Origin of the sequence: uncultured Streptococcus sp. (genome assembly GCF_963525625.1) — a bacterium.
Taxonomy (GTDB): domain Bacteria; phylum Bacillota; class Bacilli; order Lactobacillales; family Streptococcaceae; genus Streptococcus.
The window spans coordinates 200,491-216,749 of record NZ_CAURLD010000001.1; the positions used below are offsets into that span (position 1 = coordinate 200,491).

At 43.9% G+C, this 16,259-nt stretch carries 15 protein-coding genes, 2 pseudogenes and 1 riboswitch; of the genes and pseudogenes, 12 read left to right on the forward strand and 5 right to left on the reverse strand.

The window, feature by feature from the left end; all coding sequences use genetic code 11:
* The first annotated feature begins 31 nt into the window (after positions 1–31).
* The 3 genes from RYK49_RS00950 (at position 32) to trxA (RYK49_RS00960) (ending at position 4,261) form a co-directional block, all read left to right on the forward strand.
* Positions 32–2,365 carry an endonuclease MutS2 gene (locus RYK49_RS00950; RefSeq protein WP_314830693.1) on the forward strand — a complete coding sequence of 778 codons (2,334 nt, stop codon included), beginning with the start codon at positions 32–34 and terminating at the stop codon, positions 2,363–2,365.
* Between the two features lie 78 nt (positions 2,366–2,443).
* Complete coding sequence (locus RYK49_RS00955) at positions 2,444–3,862, forward strand: C69 family dipeptidase (RefSeq protein WP_314830694.1); 1,419 nt, start codon at positions 2,444–2,446, stop codon at positions 3,860–3,862.
* Positions 3,863–3,946: 84 nt separating this feature from the next.
* Positions 3,947–4,261 carry a thioredoxin gene (trxA, locus tag RYK49_RS00960; protein WP_002898369.1) on the forward strand — a complete coding sequence of 105 codons (315 nt, stop codon included), beginning with the start codon at positions 3,947–3,949 and terminating at the stop codon, positions 4,259–4,261.
* A 157-nt stretch (positions 4,262–4,418) separates the two neighbouring features.
* On the opposite strand, the gene RYK49_RS00965 is transcribed toward trxA (RYK49_RS00960), so the two are convergent.
* Positions 4,419–4,928 (reverse strand): DUF4865 family protein, encoded by a 510-nt coding sequence (locus tag RYK49_RS00965; protein ID WP_314864613.1) that lies wholly within the window; start codon positions 4,926–4,928, stop codon positions 4,419–4,421.
* A gap of 108 nt (positions 4,929–5,036) precedes the next feature.
* Between RYK49_RS00965 and RYK49_RS00970 the strand changes: the two genes are divergently transcribed.
* The 4 genes from RYK49_RS00970 (at position 5,037) to RYK49_RS00985 (ending at position 8,378) form a co-directional block, all read left to right on the forward strand.
* A complete protein-coding gene (locus tag RYK49_RS00970) occupies positions 5,037–5,783 on the forward strand; it encodes a LysR family transcriptional regulator (protein ID WP_314864615.1) in 747 nt (248 codons plus the stop codon).
* A 100-nt stretch (positions 5,784–5,883) separates the two neighbouring features.
* Positions 5,884–6,291, forward strand: a complete 408-nt coding sequence (locus tag RYK49_RS00975) for a polyketide cyclase (protein ID WP_314864617.1) — start codon at positions 5,884–5,886, stop codon at positions 6,289–6,291.
* A gap of 90 nt (positions 6,292–6,381) precedes the next feature.
* Positions 6,382–6,696 (forward strand): thioredoxin, encoded by a 315-nt coding sequence (gene trxA / locus RYK49_RS00980; RefSeq protein ID WP_002898369.1) that lies wholly within the window; start codon positions 6,382–6,384, stop codon positions 6,694–6,696.
* 166 nt (positions 6,697–6,862) lie between these two features.
* Positions 6,863–6,955: riboswitch (glycine riboswitch) on the forward strand.
* 85 nt (positions 6,956–7,040) lie between these two features.
* On the forward strand, positions 7,041–8,378 hold the full coding sequence (locus tag RYK49_RS00985) for a sodium:alanine symporter family protein (protein WP_314831574.1): 1,338 nt from the start codon (positions 7,041–7,043) through the stop codon (positions 8,376–8,378).
* Positions 8,379–8,443: 65 nt separating this feature from the next.
* Here RYK49_RS00985 and sstT read toward each other — a convergent pair.
* A pseudogene (sstT, locus tag RYK49_RS00990) lies at positions 8,444–9,661 on the reverse strand (serine/threonine transporter SstT).
* A gap of 143 nt (positions 9,662–9,804) precedes the next feature.
* Between sstT and RYK49_RS00995 the strand changes: the two are divergent.
* From RYK49_RS00995 to RYK49_RS01010, 4 genes are all read left to right on the forward strand, one after another.
* Positions 9,805–10,668: a mechanosensitive ion channel family protein gene (locus RYK49_RS00995; protein WP_002907299.1), complete on the forward strand. Its 864-nt coding sequence runs from the start codon at positions 9,805–9,807 to the stop codon at positions 10,666–10,668.
* Between the two features lie 21 nt (positions 10,669–10,689).
* On the forward strand, positions 10,690–11,319 hold the full coding sequence (locus RYK49_RS01000) for a DUF4352 domain-containing protein (protein WP_314831575.1): 630 nt from the start codon (positions 10,690–10,692) through the stop codon (positions 11,317–11,319).
* A gap of 173 nt (positions 11,320–11,492) precedes the next feature.
* Positions 11,493–12,395, forward strand: coding sequence for a DUF2268 domain-containing protein (locus RYK49_RS01005; protein ID WP_314864619.1), 903 nt, complete (start codon positions 11,493–11,495; stop codon positions 12,393–12,395).
* Positions 12,396–12,459: 64 nt separating this feature from the next.
* Positions 12,460–12,828, forward strand: a complete 369-nt coding sequence (locus RYK49_RS01010; protein ID WP_314864621.1) for an EXLDI protein — start codon at positions 12,460–12,462, stop codon at positions 12,826–12,828.
* Positions 12,829–12,878: 50 nt separating this feature from the next.
* Here the strand turns inward: RYK49_RS01010 and RYK49_RS01015 are convergent.
* The 3 genes and pseudogenes from RYK49_RS01015 to gdhA all read right to left on the reverse strand — a co-directional run.
* A pseudogene (locus tag RYK49_RS01015) lies at positions 12,879–13,028 on the reverse strand (NADP oxidoreductase); the annotation flags it as partial.
* A gap of 15 nt (positions 13,029–13,043) precedes the next feature.
* On the reverse strand, positions 13,044–13,529 hold the full coding sequence (locus tag RYK49_RS01020; RefSeq protein ID WP_314864635.1) for a GNAT family N-acetyltransferase: 486 nt from the start codon (positions 13,527–13,529) through the stop codon (positions 13,044–13,046).
* A 31-nt stretch (positions 13,530–13,560) separates the two neighbouring features.
* Positions 13,561–14,907: an NADP-specific glutamate dehydrogenase gene (gdhA, locus tag RYK49_RS01025; RefSeq protein ID WP_314864623.1), complete on the reverse strand. Its 1,347-nt coding sequence runs from the start codon at positions 14,905–14,907 to the stop codon at positions 13,561–13,563.
* A 352-nt stretch (positions 14,908–15,259) separates the two neighbouring features.
* Here gdhA and RYK49_RS01030 point away from each other — a divergent pair, with 352 nt between their 5' ends.
* Complete coding sequence (locus RYK49_RS01030) at positions 15,260–16,198, forward strand: dihydroorotate oxidase (RefSeq protein WP_314864625.1); 939 nt, start codon at positions 15,260–15,262, stop codon at positions 16,196–16,198.
* The last annotated feature ends 61 nt before the right edge of the window (positions 16,199–16,259 follow it).

Sequence of the window (16,259 nt, forward strand, 5' to 3'; positions counted from 1 at the left end):
GCTGGGTTCTTTTTTACTAGAAAAGAAAATTATGAACACAAAAATTTTAGAAACCTTAGAATTTAGCAAGATTAAAGAACTGTTTGCTCCCTATCTTTTGACCGAGCAAGGGCAGCTGGAGCTGGGTCTGCTTTTGCCGACCAGTAAGAAGGAGACAGTGGCCTCAGCTTTTCTGGAAATGACAGATATGCAGCAGATTTTTGTGCAGCATCCGCACTTTAGTCTGGCTGCAACTCAGGATATCACCGCCTTGACCAAGCGGTTGGAGCTGGAGAGCGACTTGAATATCGAGGAGTTTTTAGCCCTCAAGCGCGTCTTGGCTGTGACTCAGGAGCTCAAGTCCTTTTATGAGGACTTGGAAAATGTGCACTTGGAAAAGCTAGACCGTCTGTTTGAGAATCTAGCTGTGTTCCCTAAGCTGCAAGGAGGTCTGCAGGCTGTTAATGATGGCGGCTTTATTGAAAGCTTTGCCAGCGAAAGTTTGAGCCGTATCCGACGGAAAATTCAAGAAAATGAAAATCAGGTGCGGGAAATTCTGCAGGAGATTCTCAAAAATAAGGGAGAGATGCTGGCGGATCAGGTAGTGGCCAGCCGGAATGGCCGCAATGTGCTGCCTGTGAAAAATACCTACCGCAACCGTATTTCTGGTGTGGTTCATGATATTTCAGCCAGTGGCAATACCGTCTATATCGAGCCTAGAGCAGTTGTCAATCTCAACGAAGAAATCGCCAGCAGTCGAGCGGACGAACGATATGAAATTCAGCGGATTTTGCAGGAATTATCAGAGCTCTTCCGTCCTCATGCAGCTGAAATTGCCAACAATGCTTGGATTATCGGTCATCTGGACCTAGTGCGTGCCAAGGTCCGCTTCATGCAGGAGACGAGAGCGGTAGTGCCAGACCTGTCGGAAGAGCAGGATATCCAACTGCTCAGTGTCCGCCATCCCCTGATTGAAAATGCAGTGGCTAATGACTTGCATTTCGGGCCAGACTTGACAGAGATTGTCATTACTGGGCCTAATACGGGTGGTAAGACCATCATGCTGAAGACCTTGGGTTTGGCTCAGATCATGGCCCAGTCAGGTCTGCCGATTCTGGCGGACAAGGGGAGTCGCGTCGGGATTTTCAGTCAGATTTTTGCAGACATTGGTGATGAGCAGTCCATTGAGCAGAGCCTGTCAACTTTCTCTAGTCACATGACCAATATCGTCTCTATTTTAGAGCAGGTTGATAGCGAGAGTTTGGTTCTGCTGGATGAGCTGGGAGCTGGGACTGACCCGCAGGAGGGTGCAGCTCTGGCTATTGCTATCTTGGAAGATTTGCGGCTAAGACAGATTAAAACCATGGCGACGACCCACTATCCTGAGCTGAAAGCCTATGGGATTGAGACGGACTGGGTGGAAAATGCCAGCATGGAATTTGATACAGATAGTTTAAGGCCGACCTATCGCTTTATGCAGGGAGTGCCTGGTCGCTCCAATGCCTTTGAAATTGCCCGACGTTTGGGCTTGGCGGAAGTTATCGTTGGCCATGCCCAAGAGCAGACCAACACAGACAGTGATGTCAATCGGATTATTGAGCGCTTAGAAGAGCAGACGCTGGAAAGCCGCAAGCGCTTGGATAATATCCGCGAGGTGGAGCAGGAAAATCTCAAATTTAACCGAGCCCTCAAAAAGCTATATAATGAGCTCAATCGAGAAAAGGAAACCGAGCTCAATAAGGCGCGGGTGGAAGCCCAGGAAATCGTTGATTTGGCTTTGTCAGAGAGTGAGAGCATTCTCAAAAATCTCCATGATAAGTCTAGTCTCAAACCACATGAGATTATTGAAGCTAAGGCTCAGCTTAAAAAGTTGGCACCAGAAACGGTTGATTTATCAAAGAATAAGGTGCTCAAACAGGCCAAGAAAAATCGGGCACCCAAGGTGGGAGATGATATCCTAGTCACCAGCTATGGTCAGCGGGGAACCTTGGTCAAGCAGCTCAAGGACGGCCGCTGGGAAGCTCAGGTCGGTCTGATTAAGATGACTCTGGAAGAGCAGGAATTCAACTTACTCAAGGCTGAAAAGGACCAGCAGCCTAAGCGCAAGCAGGTCAATGTGGTCAAGCGGGCCAATACTGCTGGCCCCAAAGCCAGACTGGATCTGCGCGGCAAACGCTATGAAGAGGCTATGGAAGAGCTGGATGCCTTTATCGATCAGGCTCTCCTCAATAACATGGCTCAGGTGGATATTATCCACGGTATCGGGACCGGCGTCATCCGTGAAGGGGTGACAAAATACCTCCGCCGCAACAAGCACGTCAAGTCTTTCGGCTATGCTCCACAAAATGCTGGGGGGAGCGGTGCAACGATTGTAGTCTTTAAGTAAGAAGGATAAAGAAAAATGGCTAGTTAAGCCATTTTTTGTGCTATAATGTAGGCGTATAATAGATTGGAGGAAGAAGCCATGAGATTAAAACATGCATCAGATTCCTGCACGACTATTTTGGTGGGCAAGAAGGCCAGTTACGACGGTTCAACCATTGTGGCTCGTACAGAGGATTCACAAAATGGGGTCTTTACACCCAAGAAGTTTGTCGTAGTGGAGCCACAAGACCAGCCCCGCCATTATCAGTCAGTTTTGACATCTTTTGAGCTGGATTTGCCGGACAATCCAGTCCGCTATACGGCAGTGCCAGATGCAGTTCCCAAGGACGGGATTTGGGGAGCAGCTGGGATTAACAGCTACAATGTTGCTGTCAGCGCAACGGAAACGATTACGACCAACAGCCGTGTCCTGGGTGCTGACCCACTGGTCGAATCAGGAATCAGCGAGGAAGATATTCTCACGCTGGTCTTGCCCTATATTAAAACAGCCCGCGAAGGGGTTCTACGATTAGGGAAAATCCTAGAGGAGTACGGCACTTATGAGTCCAATGGGATTGCTATTTCAGATGTTAATGAAATATGGTGGCTGGAGACCATTGGCGGCCACCATTGGATGGCGCGGCGCGTGCCAGATGATGCCTATGTGACCAACCCCAATCAGCTGGGCAGTGATTATTTTGAATTTGACAATCCAGAGCACTTCCTCTGTCATCCAAATCTCAAAAATTTTATCGAGGAAAACCATCTCAATCTGAATTACTCGGACGAGGGCTTCAATCCGCGCTATGCTTTTGGTAGCCAGAAGGATAAGGACCGCCATTACAATACGCCGCGAGCTTGGGATATCCAGCGTTTTCTCAATCCAGAAGCGGAGCAAGATCCAAGGAGTTTCTTCATTCCATGGTGTCGCAAGCCTTACCGCAAGATCACGATCGAAGATGTCAAGTATGTCCTGAGCAGTCACTATCAGGATTCGCCTTATGATCCTTACGGAGCAGAAGGGGACCAGCACAGCAGACGAGCCTTCCGGACCATTGGTATCAATCGGACCAGTCAGACAGCTATCTTGCAGCTACGCCCTAATCAACCGCAGGCAACGACGGGTATCCAGTGGCTATCTTCCGGCTCCATGCCTTACAATACAGCTGTTCCTTTCTTTACTCAAGTCTCAACAACGCCAGACTACTTTGCCAATACGACGGACAAGGTTTCGACAGATTCCTTCTACTGGGCCAATCGCTTGATTGCTGGTCTGGCTGATGCTCATTTTAGCAGTCATGTCGGTGATTTGGATGATTACCAAGAGCAGACTATGGCTTGGGGACATGAAATGATTGGTCGGGTAGACCGGGCTCTGGTCAAGGGCGAGGCTGTGGACTTTGAAGCTGAAAATCAAGCCATGAGCGACAAGGTGCAAGAAGCGACAAACCAGCTCTTGGAGAAGGTTCTCTTGGATGCCAGCAATCTCATGACCAACCACTTCTCGCTGAGTGACTAAGCTCCTACCCGTAGCAAATATTTTTCTTTCTGATGTTTTTGGTGTAAAATGTTATCAAAAGTAAGCAATAAAAGGAGAAGATTTATGGTAGCAGCAGTTACAGATGCAACATTCGCAGAAGAAACAAAAGACGGATTGGTTCTGATTGACTTTTGGGCAACTTGGTGCGGTCCATGCCGCATGCAGGCGCCTATCTTGGAGCAGTTGGCAGGAGAAGTCCATGAGGATGAATTGAAAATCCTCAAAATGGATGTGGATGAAAATCCAAATACGGCCCGTGAATTTGGCATTATGTCCATTCCGACCCTTCTGTTCAAGAAAGACGGTCAAGTCGTGAAGCAAGTCGCAGGTGTTCACACCAAAGACCAGCTCAAGGCTATTATCGCGGAATTGAGTTAATATCATAGCTAAAAAAATCGTTACATGGCGTAACGATTTTTTCATTTAGCTGATGACAGTAAAGGTCATACAGAAAAGCAAGTATACTCTCAGAGTGTGCAAAATAGCATTGAAGAAGTGTTTGCTCAGGCATTTCTCTATTACTTATCATAGGCGCTTATTGTGAAATGTGCAAAATTTCAAATGTTGGTAGTTGTGTATCGGGTTTATTGGTATAAAAAGTAAAAATACATTTTTTCCATTTATCAGGATTGAAAATAACGACTTTACCACTTTCGTTGTTTTGCATTTGCTCGTGAATAGTAAAGGATTTTAAACTTTCAGATGCTTCTATATCAATGATTTCCAATGTAGCATATTTACTTGAATTAAAATGATCAGATATTTCGACTGATGAAGTCACTCCGATTTCAATATTCTGCCAGCCAAAAGAATTTAAAATATGATCAAAGTAACCATCAAATATGAATTTTGTCATTCCTTTGGTATTTTTCCATATATATAGTGGACAGTAACTGTTAAATAATTGGCCTTCAGACTTTTCAGAGATTAAATAAACTTTGAAAAACAAATCGTCGAATCCATCCATTAAATGACCTGTATTTTGGACACGTTGTCTAATGATATCCATGTCATAATCTGATGGTAATTTTATAGTATATTGCATTGCAGTACCTCTTTTCTAATTAACTATTGACAGTATAAATGATTTATATCATGTTGAATAATACTTAAAAATGATATAATTATCATAAAAAGTGATAAGGTATTTTAAATGAATTTTAATGATATGAGCATTTTTGTGACAATCTATGAGACAAGATCAATAAACAAAAGTTCAAAGATCTTACAATATGCGCAATCTAATCTCAGTGCTAGATTGAAGGTGCTTGAAACTGAATTAGATACAAAATTATTTTACAGAAAATATAATGGTTTAATTCCGACAGAAAGTGGAGACTTATTTTATCAATTTTGTAAGGAAACTTCTAACAATTTAGAGAAATTAAAAAAGAAATGTGAAACCTCGAAAATATCCATCTTAATTTCAGAATTGTTATTCAATCACGATATTAATAATTCGCAAACAATTGATTTGGATAAAAGTGAGATTAATATCCAAAAAACTTCGGATATACCAATCATTGCTCATCAGGAAGACTTTGATAAAATTTTTTGCTTTCAAAAAATTGAAAATTTAAAGCATTATGATGAGACTATCGGACATATTGAGTCAGTTTATGCTTGTTCGAGTATCATAAAGGCTAGTGAGGGAATGCCCATACTCGTTAATAAAGATGAAAATTGTCCTTTTAGAAAACAAAGCTTAATGAGGTTTGCTCATTTAAAATCAGTTGTAGAAATTGATTCTTTTGAAAACATTATTAGCTTAGTTGAGAACGGGAAAGGAATCGCACTATTGCCTAAATGGTTAAATAAGAGAGCGAATATCAGGTCATACGACCAAGACATCGTTCTTATCCCATTTTATCAGTATGAAAAGCAGAACCAAATCAAGTAGAATATTTTAGAAGAAATACTATTGCTAGAAAGAAAAAATGTTTGACAAATATTATAAATACACTTATAATAAGTATGCATATTATAAAGGAGTTGTTGTAATGGAATTTAGTTTCAGTTTAAGCATGAAAGCAGCAAAAGAAGATGTATGGTCCTACTATGAAAATATTGAAAAGTGGTATGAATGGGAAGAAGATTTAAAAAATATTACATTAAATGGTGGATTTAAGACAGGTTCTTGTGGGATGATGGAACTCGAAGGAATGCCCCCAATGGAATATCAGCTGACACTTGTCAAGCCCTTTGAGGAATTTTGGGATAAAACAGCGACTCCGTTTGGAGATATCCTTTTTGGTCATCAGATCATTGAGAACGATGATGGCACTGTAAATGTCAAGCACACCGTAGCTTTAGATAGCAAAGATCAGCAACATTTGGAATTTTTAAGCCAAGTTTTCTCAGATGTTCCTCAATCTATTTTTATTTTAAAAAATTGTTTGGAAAAATAAGAATTCTTTACTTAGCTAGAGAATTTTTTCTTTCTCTGGATTTTGGTGTAAAATGTTAAACAAAAGTAAGCTATTCAAAGGAGAAGATTTATGGTAGCAGCAGTTACAGATGCAACATTCGCAGAAGAAACAAAAGACGGATTGGTTCTGATTGACTTTTGGGCAACTTGGTGCGGTCCATGCCGCATGCAGGCGCCTATCTTGGAGCAGTTGGCAGGAGAAGTCCATGAGGATGAATTGAAAATCCTCAAAATGGATGTGGATGAAAATCCAAATACGGCCCGTGAATTTGGCATTATGTCCATTCCGACCCTTCTGTTCAAGAAAGACGGTCAAGTCGTGAAGCAAGTCGCAGGTGTTCACACCAAAGACCAGCTCAAGGCTATTATCGCGGAATTAAGCTAAGCAAGAAGCCTGAGGGCTTCTTTTTTGTATCAAAAAACGTTTACATGCTCGAAAATTTTTATAAAATATTGACAAAAAGCGAATGTTCTTTTAGAATAATATAAAATTAATAATCAACACCGAACGAAGTTTTTCAGAAAGAGGCAGGCGCCTCTGACTGTGAAATGGACGGAACTCTGGAGAGACCATGAATGGCACCGAAGGGGCAAGGCGGTTTAGAACCGCTCAAACTCTCAGGTAAAAGGACAGAGCGAAGAGGCAGGGATTTCCCTACTCCAGCACATCCAGAGTACATGTTTTGCATGTGCTCTTTCTTTTTCTCGGTGTGAAAAGGAGCTTATATCATGTTGGAAATATTGAATCGTCTGGATTCTTTGGTTTGGGGTCCGCCCCTGCTCATTTTGCTGGTTGGTACCGGTATCTATCTTAGTCTGCGTCTGGGCTTGCTGCAGATTTTTCGTCTTCCGCGTGCCTTTCGGCTAATCTTTGTATCAGACGAGGAGCATCAGGGCGATGTCTCTAGCTTTGCGGCTCTCTGTACGGCTCTAGCCGCGACGGTGGGAACGGGCAATATCATTGGAGTGGCAACAGCCATTAAAACCGGTGGACCGGGTGCCCTCTTCTGGATGTGGGTAGCTGCTTTCTTTGGAATGGCGACCAAGTATGCCGAAGGTCTCTTGGCTATCAAGTACCGGCGCAAGGATGCTCATGGTGCTATGGCGGGCGGTCCTATGCACTATATCTTACTAGGGATGGGCGAGAAGTGGCGCCCGCTGGCTATCTTTTTTGCGATAGCTGGTATCTTGGTGGCTCTCCTAGGGATCGGGACCTTTACGCAGGTCAATTCCATCACAGAGGCCATGCAGAATACCATGCAGCTGCCTCCAGCTGTGACAGCTTCTATCTTGGCTATTTTAGTAGCTCTGGTTATTTTCAGCGGCATTCAGTCTATTGCTCGAGTATCGACTAAGGTTGTGCCCTTTATGGCGGCGATTTATATCTTGGGTACTGTGACTGTCTTGGCGGTCAATCTAGATCGATTACTGCCCACTCTCCAGCTGGTCTTTAGCTCAGCTTTCAGCCAGACAGCTGCTGTCGGTGGCTTTGCCGGTGCGACCATCCAGATGGCAATTCAAAACGGGGTCGCGCGTGGAGTTTTCTCCAATGAATCTGGCTTGGGATCGGCCCCCATTGCAGCGGCGGCAGCTCGGACTAAGGAACCGGTAGAACAGGGCTTGATTTCCATGACCGGAACCTTCATCGACACCCTGATTATTTGTAGCCTGACAGGATTAACGATTTTAATCACAGGAGTCTGGGATGGCAATCTCAACGGTGTGTCCCTGACTCAGGCCGCCTTTGCGACTGTTTTTGCTAATTTTGGTCCGGTCCTGCTTTCAGTCTTTCTGGTCCTGTTTGCCTTTACGACTATCTTGGGCTGGAACTACTATGGTGAGCGCTGTTTTGAGTTTCTCTTTGGGGTTCGCTATATCCGCGTTTATCGTCTGCTCTTTGTCCTGATGATTGTCCTCGGTGGCTTTGTGGGTCTGGAGGCGGTCTGGATTCTTGCAGATATTGTCAACGCCCTCATGGCCTTGCCAAACTTGATTGCCTTATTAGTCTTGTCTCCAATTGTAATCAGTGAGACGAAGAGATATTTTGACAAGCATCGAAAGAACTAACTTTCGCACATAAAAAAGCCTCTAGCTTTCCGTAATGATGGAAGTCTAGAGGTTTTTTGTCGAAATTAATAGCGTTTTTCTTTTGGCCAGCTGCTCATCTCAGCCACAGCTGTAAAGAGAACGTCAGTAGAAGAGTTGAGGGCTGTCTCGCAGGAGTCCTGAATGACACCGATAACGAAGCCGACGCTGACTACCTGCATAGCCAAATCATTGGAAATTCCAAAGAGGCTGCAGGCGACCGGAATGAGTAGGAGAGACCCGCCAGCTACACCGGAAGCCCCGCAGGCAGAAATTGCCGCTACGACACTGAGAACTAGAGCTGTGCCAAAATCAACTCTGATACCCAGCGTGTTGACAGCAGCCAAGGTCAGGGTATTGATAGTAATAGCAGCCCCTGCCATGTTGATAGTGGCTCCCAGAGGAATAGAGACTGAGTAGGTCTCTGGATTGAGCCCCAGATCCCGACAGAGTTTCATATTGACGGGGATGTTAGCCGCAGAGCTGCGCGTGAAAAAGGCAGTCACGCCACTGACCCGCAAACAGCGCCAGACCAAGGGATAGGGATTTTTCCGCAGCATGATAAAGGTAATCAAAGGATTGATAATCAGAGCGACAATCAGCATGCTGGCTATCAAGGCCAGCAACAGGATACCATAGCTTTTTAGAGCCTGAAAGCCCTTGCCGGAAATGGTCGTGTAGACCAAGCCTAGAATACCAAGAGGGGCTAGATTGATAATCCACTCGACAATCTTAGAAGTTATATCTGCCAAGGTCTGCAGCAGTTCCTTGCTGTGGTGGCTGGCTTCTCGCATGGCAATTCCAAAGATGACAGCCCAGGATAGGATACCGATGTAGTTCGCGGTGATGAGGGAGTTGACGGGATTGTCCACCAGCTGAAGCAGAAGATTGCTGAGGACTTGTCCGATCCCATCTGGCGGAGAAACCTTTTGGGAGGATGAAGCCAACTCTATACTAATTGGAAAGAAGAAATTGACTAGGACCGCTACCAGGGCTGCCGCAAAGGTCCCTAGAAGATAGAGCAAGACGACTGTTTTCATATTGCTCTTTTGCCCTTTCTGCTACTGAGAAAGGGCATTTGCCACCAGAGCGAAGACTAGGAGCGGAGCGATGGCCTGGAGGCCGCCAACGAAGATTTGGCCCAAAAGTCCAATGGCTTGTGCTTGGGGGAAGATGATAGCCAGCAGGACACCAATGCCAATACCGATGGAAATCCGCTTGATTAGATTGGTTTTATTCCAAATAGTGATGAAGCGATGGACAATGTATGTTCCTTTCTTGTCTTGGATACTTATTTTATTATACGATAGAAAGGGGGCGAAAGCAATGCTAGGTCGGGTTAACCATTCTATGTCCGCGCTGATTGGTCTTTGTGGTATAATGGTAGTAATCTTTTTGGAGGTAGCCTATGTCTAAGACCGGAAATGTCTTTTCCCGCTATATCCAGCAGTTTGACTGGAGCAAGATTGCAGATGACCTCTTTTCCAAGCTGGTTTCTTTACTTCTGCTTTTTATCTTATTTTACATCGTTAAGAAAATCCTGCATTTGTCAGTGACCAAGATTATTGCCCCCTCTCTCAAGCTATCCAAGCAGGATGTAGCCAGACAGAAAACTATTACCCGTCTGATTGAGAATCTGCTTAATTATGTCCTGTATTTTCTCTTGATTTACTGGGTTTTATCCATCTTGGGACTGCCGGTTTCCAGTCTTTTGGCTGGTGCGGGGATTGCCGGAGTGGCCATCGGGATGGGAGCCCAGGGCTTCCTGTCGGATCTGGTCAATGGTTTCTTTATCCTTCTCGAGCGACAGTTAGATGTCGGTGACAATGTCCGCCTGACTAACGGTCCTATCAACATCGCTGGAACAGTAATCAGTGTTGGGATTCGGACGACGCAGGTACGGGACGCGGACGGAACGCTTCATTTTGTTCCCAACCGTAATATCATGGTTGTCAGTAATCTTTCCCGTGGAGATATGCGGGTCTTGATTGATATCCCCATTTATGCCCAGACGGATTTGGACGAAATTTACCGCATCATTTCTAAGGTCAATGAAGAAGCCGTGCCAGAACATCCAGAGATTCTCAAAGAGCCGAATATCTTGGGACCACAGATGGCTTCAAATGGCCAGTTCAACTTTCGTATCAGCATGATAGTGCAGGGTGGCATGCAGATTTCTATTTACCATATCTTCTACCGTCTTTACCATGAGGCGCTTTTACGAGAGGGGATTGAGCTTCCGACGCTTGGACCCCTTTCAAAAGGCAAGTAATTATTGATTAGAAAGGTCCATATGAATCAGCGAATTCAGCAGGAAATTGTCAGTGAGGACAATCTTGTTTACCGTTTAAAACGTCCTCTCCACAAGCAGGGTCTCTTTTGGGCAGCTCTGGTGTCTGGTATTATCATCTTTCTTCTGGCCTTGCTCAGCATTCTCCTCGTCATTACTACGATTGGTCTTATGGAGGAAAATGACCATCTCAAGTCTCTCACAGGTTATCATAACTCGCCTTTAGAGACCTATTCCAGCCATGCTTTTGAGAAAACAGTTGAATTTTCCAGCGGACTCAAGGTGACAGTTCATTCAGCAGTGGAAGACAGCAAGAGAGTCATGAGCGATGAGTCGACAGGAGTAGCTGTTGTTGCGACTATCACGGTTGAAAATACTTCTAAAAAGCCTATTCTGGTCAGTCCTTATGACTTTGGACTATATGACAAGAAAGAAAATGTCTATATTTTGGATGGCTCAACCTTTGACAATACACAAATCGGAACCAATCTGGCGCCAGGCAAGTCTATCCGCTTTGACCTAATCTTTGACGGTGAGGGCGGCGATGAGGATACCTATACCGTGACCTACGACAATGCTAAGTGGCAAAAGGAGAAAAGCAAGCCAAAGCAAGAGAAAAAGAAGGAGCAATAGGAAAAATTATCCCATTACTCTAATACCTTTGCTACTTTCCTCACTAGATTTGAAAGTGGAGGCAGCAAACTGTATAGATAAAAGAGGATTTGAGGCGAAAGTTTCAAATCTTTTTCTTGACTCTGACCTTAGAGGAGGGTGTATACTGGTGAAAATTAGAAAAGGAGATTACCATGCAAATCAATATGATTCGTTCAGATAAAGTTTATCAAGAGATGCTCGAGCTGCCTTTAGAAAAGAGAGAAGGTTGTTTTCGGGCTAAGATTTTAGCACCTTTTGCAACGAAATACCAAACTCAACATATTCCTCTGAAAGCGAAGTATCCCGGAGGATTTGATGCCTTGTTCCTGCTTGGCTTTATGAATCTGTTGCCCGCAACTCTGTCAGAAAATGATAGACCGGCTATTGATGCTCTGAGCTCTGATCAACTCTGGCAAAATTGTCAAGATACCATCAAGAGGAGTATCGGTCTTTTTGAGCAGGATGGCTATGATTTAGAGGTTGAGGATTATCATTTCACTATTTTGTTGGGCAATCCAGAAAAGCCCATGTTACAGCTCAATAAAGGTTACAGCGGAGATGGTGGAATTCCAGGCTACCTCATGCTTAGTCTGCTACCGAATGACTATACTTTGCCACGTGTGCAGGCTGCGTTGGCTCACGAGTGCAACCATAATGTCCGCTTCCAATTTATCAAATGGAACCAGCAGACGACATTAGCAGACTGGGTAGTTAGTGAAGGATTGGCAGAGTCTTTTGCAGCTGAGCTCTATGGCAAAGAGCTCATCGGACCTTGGGTCACTTTAACTAGTTCCGAGCAGTTAGAAAAGATTAAGCCCATCATCTCCAGTCAGCTTCAGCTAACGGGGATGGCGGAAATGGCTCCTTATCTATACGGTGATGAAATTGCAGAGATACAGGGTCAAATACCAGTCGGTATGCCTTATGCTGCGGGCTATGCTTATGGCTATCATCTGATACAAGCCTATCTGAAAAAGACTGGCAAGAGCATTATTGAAGCGACAGTAACACCGACAGAAGAGATTTTAGAGGCGACGAAAGACTTTTGGCAATGACACATTTTTGCTTGAAAATCTGCCAGGACCTGATATAATATAGGTAATTTCTGGAGGTGACTATATGCACTATAAAAGAGTCGAATTGAAAGTTACAAATCAAGGTATCCATGAGCGCAAGATTTTTCAAGGTGTCAAAATTTTCAGCCGTAGTAAGCTGTCCAAAGATCAGAAAAGCATTCTGACGCAGAAGCTTTACCTGACTCCGAAGCAAAACATTGTTTACTATCAACGGACAGATGTCAACTATGACCAGAACTGGCATCATAAGAAGGATTATTATGAACTAGCTTATGGCCAATTAGACAAAGAGACTGTTTTTAAGGTTTACCAAGATTTTGACGAACTAAGTCCTTTTCTGGAGACTGAGCTGCTTGAGAAGCTAAAAGAAAAGCAGTCTGCAGGCAAATTTTTTGAAAAATTAGATATATAAAAATCCGGCTGCTTTGATAAGCAGTCGGATTAATTCTAGTTTGATAGTGCTTAAACAATACCTTGAGCAATCATAGCTTTGGCTACGTTTTCGAAGGCAGCGATATTAGCACCAGCCAGATAGTCTTTGCTAAGTCCGTAAGTTTCAGCGGTAGTTTTAGCTGTGTTGAGGATGTTGGTCATGATATTCTTGAGACAGCCAGAGTATACAGACATCTATTCATCTGGTAAGAGGGATTTTATCATCCAAATATTCATAGCTGGGTGTCCGGCAGCATTAGAAAGTGGTTGTTGCAGTGATGTAAAACCATAGTGTTGATAGACGGCCACGGCCGTAGCCAGTTCAGTAGTGGTTTCTAGATAAAGCTGTTCATAACCTGCTAGGCGGGCTTCTTGGAATATCTGCTTTATCAGCCGACTGGAATAACCTTTGCCACGACTGTTTTTAGTGACATACAGTTTTTGTAATTCAGCAATTTTATCAGACACAGGTGCAAAACCACCGCAGCCAACGAGATGACCTTCATCTTCCAGAACAAAGTAAGCTGCCTTCTCTTGATGTTGATAGTAGTCGGCCAAATGATCTAGATGAGAATCAAAGTAGACAGTTCCTGGTTTGTCAAGCCCGAATTCTTCTAGGCTGGCTCGAATGAGCTGCGCTACAGCTGGATTGTCTCTCACTTCCATTGGCCGTAAGTTCATCATTTGTCCTCCGATAGGATGTATCGACTAATTAAACAATACCTTGTGCAATCATAGCGTTTGCTACATTTTCAAAGGCAGCAATGTTAGCTCCTGCAAGGTAGTCTTTATCAAGACCGTATGTTTCTGAAGTTGTTTTAGCTGTGTTGAAGATGTTTGTCATGATGTCTTTGAGACGTCCATCAACTTCTTCACGAGTCCATGAGAGGCGAAGGCTATTTTGGCTCATTTCAAGGGCTGAAACGGCTACACCACCAGCGTTGGCAGCTTTGGCAGGTCCGTAGAAGATACCATTTTCTTTGTAAACTTTGATGGCATCAAGGTCGCTTGGCATGTTGGCACCTTCAGATACACAGATAACGCCTTGAGCAACCAAACGTTTAGCTGCTTCACCGTTGATTTCGTTTTGAGTCGCACATGGAAGAGCGATGTCATAGTTTCCAGCGTAAGTCCATACAGAACCTTCATGATAAGTAGCAGTTGCTTTCTCAGCTGCATACTCAGTCAAACGAGCGCGACGTTTTTCTTTAACATCAACCAAAAGATCGAAGTCGATACCATTTTCATCGATGACATAACCATTTGAGTCAGAAACAGAGATAACAGTTGCACCAAGTTCAGTTGCTTTTTGAAGAGCGTACTGAGCTACGTTACCAGAACCTGAAATAACAACTTTCTTACCAGCAAAGCTGTTGCCGTTAGTTTTGAGCATTTCTTCAGTGTAGTAAACCAAACCGTAACCAGTTGCTTCTGGACGAATCAAGCTACCACCAAATCCAAGAGGTTTACCAGTCAAGACACCAGCATCAAATTGGTTAAGACGTTTGTATTGTCCGTAAAGGTAACCAATTTCACGTCCACCAACACCGATATCACCAGCAGGTACGTCAAGTGATGGTCCGATGTGTTTTTGCAATTCAGTCATGAAGCTTTGGCAGAAGCGCATCACTTCAGCATCTGTCTTGCCTTTTGGATCAAAGTCAGATCCACCTTTACCACCGCCGATTGGAAGGCCTGTCAATACGTTTTTAAAGATTTGCTCAAATCCAAGGAATTTCAAGATACCTTGGTTTACAGTTGGGTGGAAACGAAGTCCGCCTTTATAAGGGCCAACTGCTGAGTTAAATTGTACACGGTAACCGCGGTTGACTTGTACGTTACCTTCGCGGTCTACCCAAGGAACACGGAAGCTGATAACGCGCTCAGGCTCAGTAATACGCGCTAGGATGTTTTCTTCAATGTATTCTGGGTGTTTTTCGAAAACGGGCTCCAGAGTATTGAGAAACTCTTCAACAGCTTGGAGGAATTCTGCCTCGTGTCCGTTGCGGGCTTTTACGGTCTCGAAAGTGCTTTGGATATATTCTTTAGCAGTTGTCATCTGTCATTCTCCTTTAAATAAAATAGTAAACCATCCTGTCAAAAGCTGCTTGCAGCTTGTGTGACGAGGATGTGTTTAAATTTTTAAAACAGACATCTTTTAGATGTCATATTTTATTACACGGAACATTATAGCAGACATTTTTTCTCTTGTAAAGAAAAAAGTTGAATTTTCTAAAAATTTCCACAATTTATTTTCTGAAATATTCCAGAAAATAGATGATCGAACTGGATGTTTTCCGAACGTTAGTCAGGAATTGCTGGTTTAAAAAACGAAAAAGCGGGTTTTGGTGATATAATAGAGGAAATGAGCTAAAGGCACTCGCCTTCAGAAGAAAAAGGAGCGTTTTACTATGGTTTCGACATCTACACAGATTGCTGGTTTTGCATTTGACAACTGCCTGATGAATGCAGCTGGGGTTGCCTGCATGACAAAAGAGGAACTGGCAGAAGTCAAAGATTCTGCTGCGGGAACATTTGTGACCAAGACAGCGACGCTGGAATTTCGTCAGGGAAACCCAGAACCGCGCTATCAGGATGTTCCGCTGGGGTCTATCAACTCCATGGGCCTGCCCAACAATGGTTTAGACTACTATCTTGACTATCTGCTGGAACTCCAGAAAAGCGAACCAAATCGGACTTTCTTCCTCTCTTTGGTCGGTATGTCGCCAGAAGAAACCCACACCATTCTTCAGAAAGTGCAGGCAAGTGACTTTAAAGGCATTACTGAGCTCAATCTCTCCTGCCCCAATGTCCCTGGCAAGCCGCAGATTGCCTATGACTTTGAAACGACGGAAAAGATTTTGTCAGAGGTTTTTGCTTATTTTACCAAGCCGTTGGGTATCAAGCTGCCTCCTTATTTTGATATCGTGCATTTTGATCAGGCTGCTGCGATTTTTAACAAATATCCGCTCAAGTTTGTCAATTGCGTAAACTCTATCGGAAACGGCCTTTATATAGAAGATGAGTCAGTGGTCATTCGTCCGAAAAACGGTTTTGGAGGTATCGGAGGCCAGTACATCAAGCCGACCGCTCTAGCTAATGTCCATGCCTTTTACCAACGCCTTAAACCAGAAATCCAAATCATCGGAACAGGTGGTGTTCTGACGGGGCGTGATGCCTTTGAGCATATCCTCTGTGGTGCCAGTATGGTGCAAGTAGGAACAACCCTTCATAAAGAAGGAGTAGCAGCTTTCGAGCGCATTACCACAGAACTCAAGGCTATTATGGAAGAAAAAGGCTATGAAAGTCTGGAAGATTTTCGAGGAAAATTGAAGTATATTGAGGGGTAATCTTCTATTTCTAAAAAGATTTAATGCAAGAGTTGTTGTGATTTGAAATAAAGAACATGGC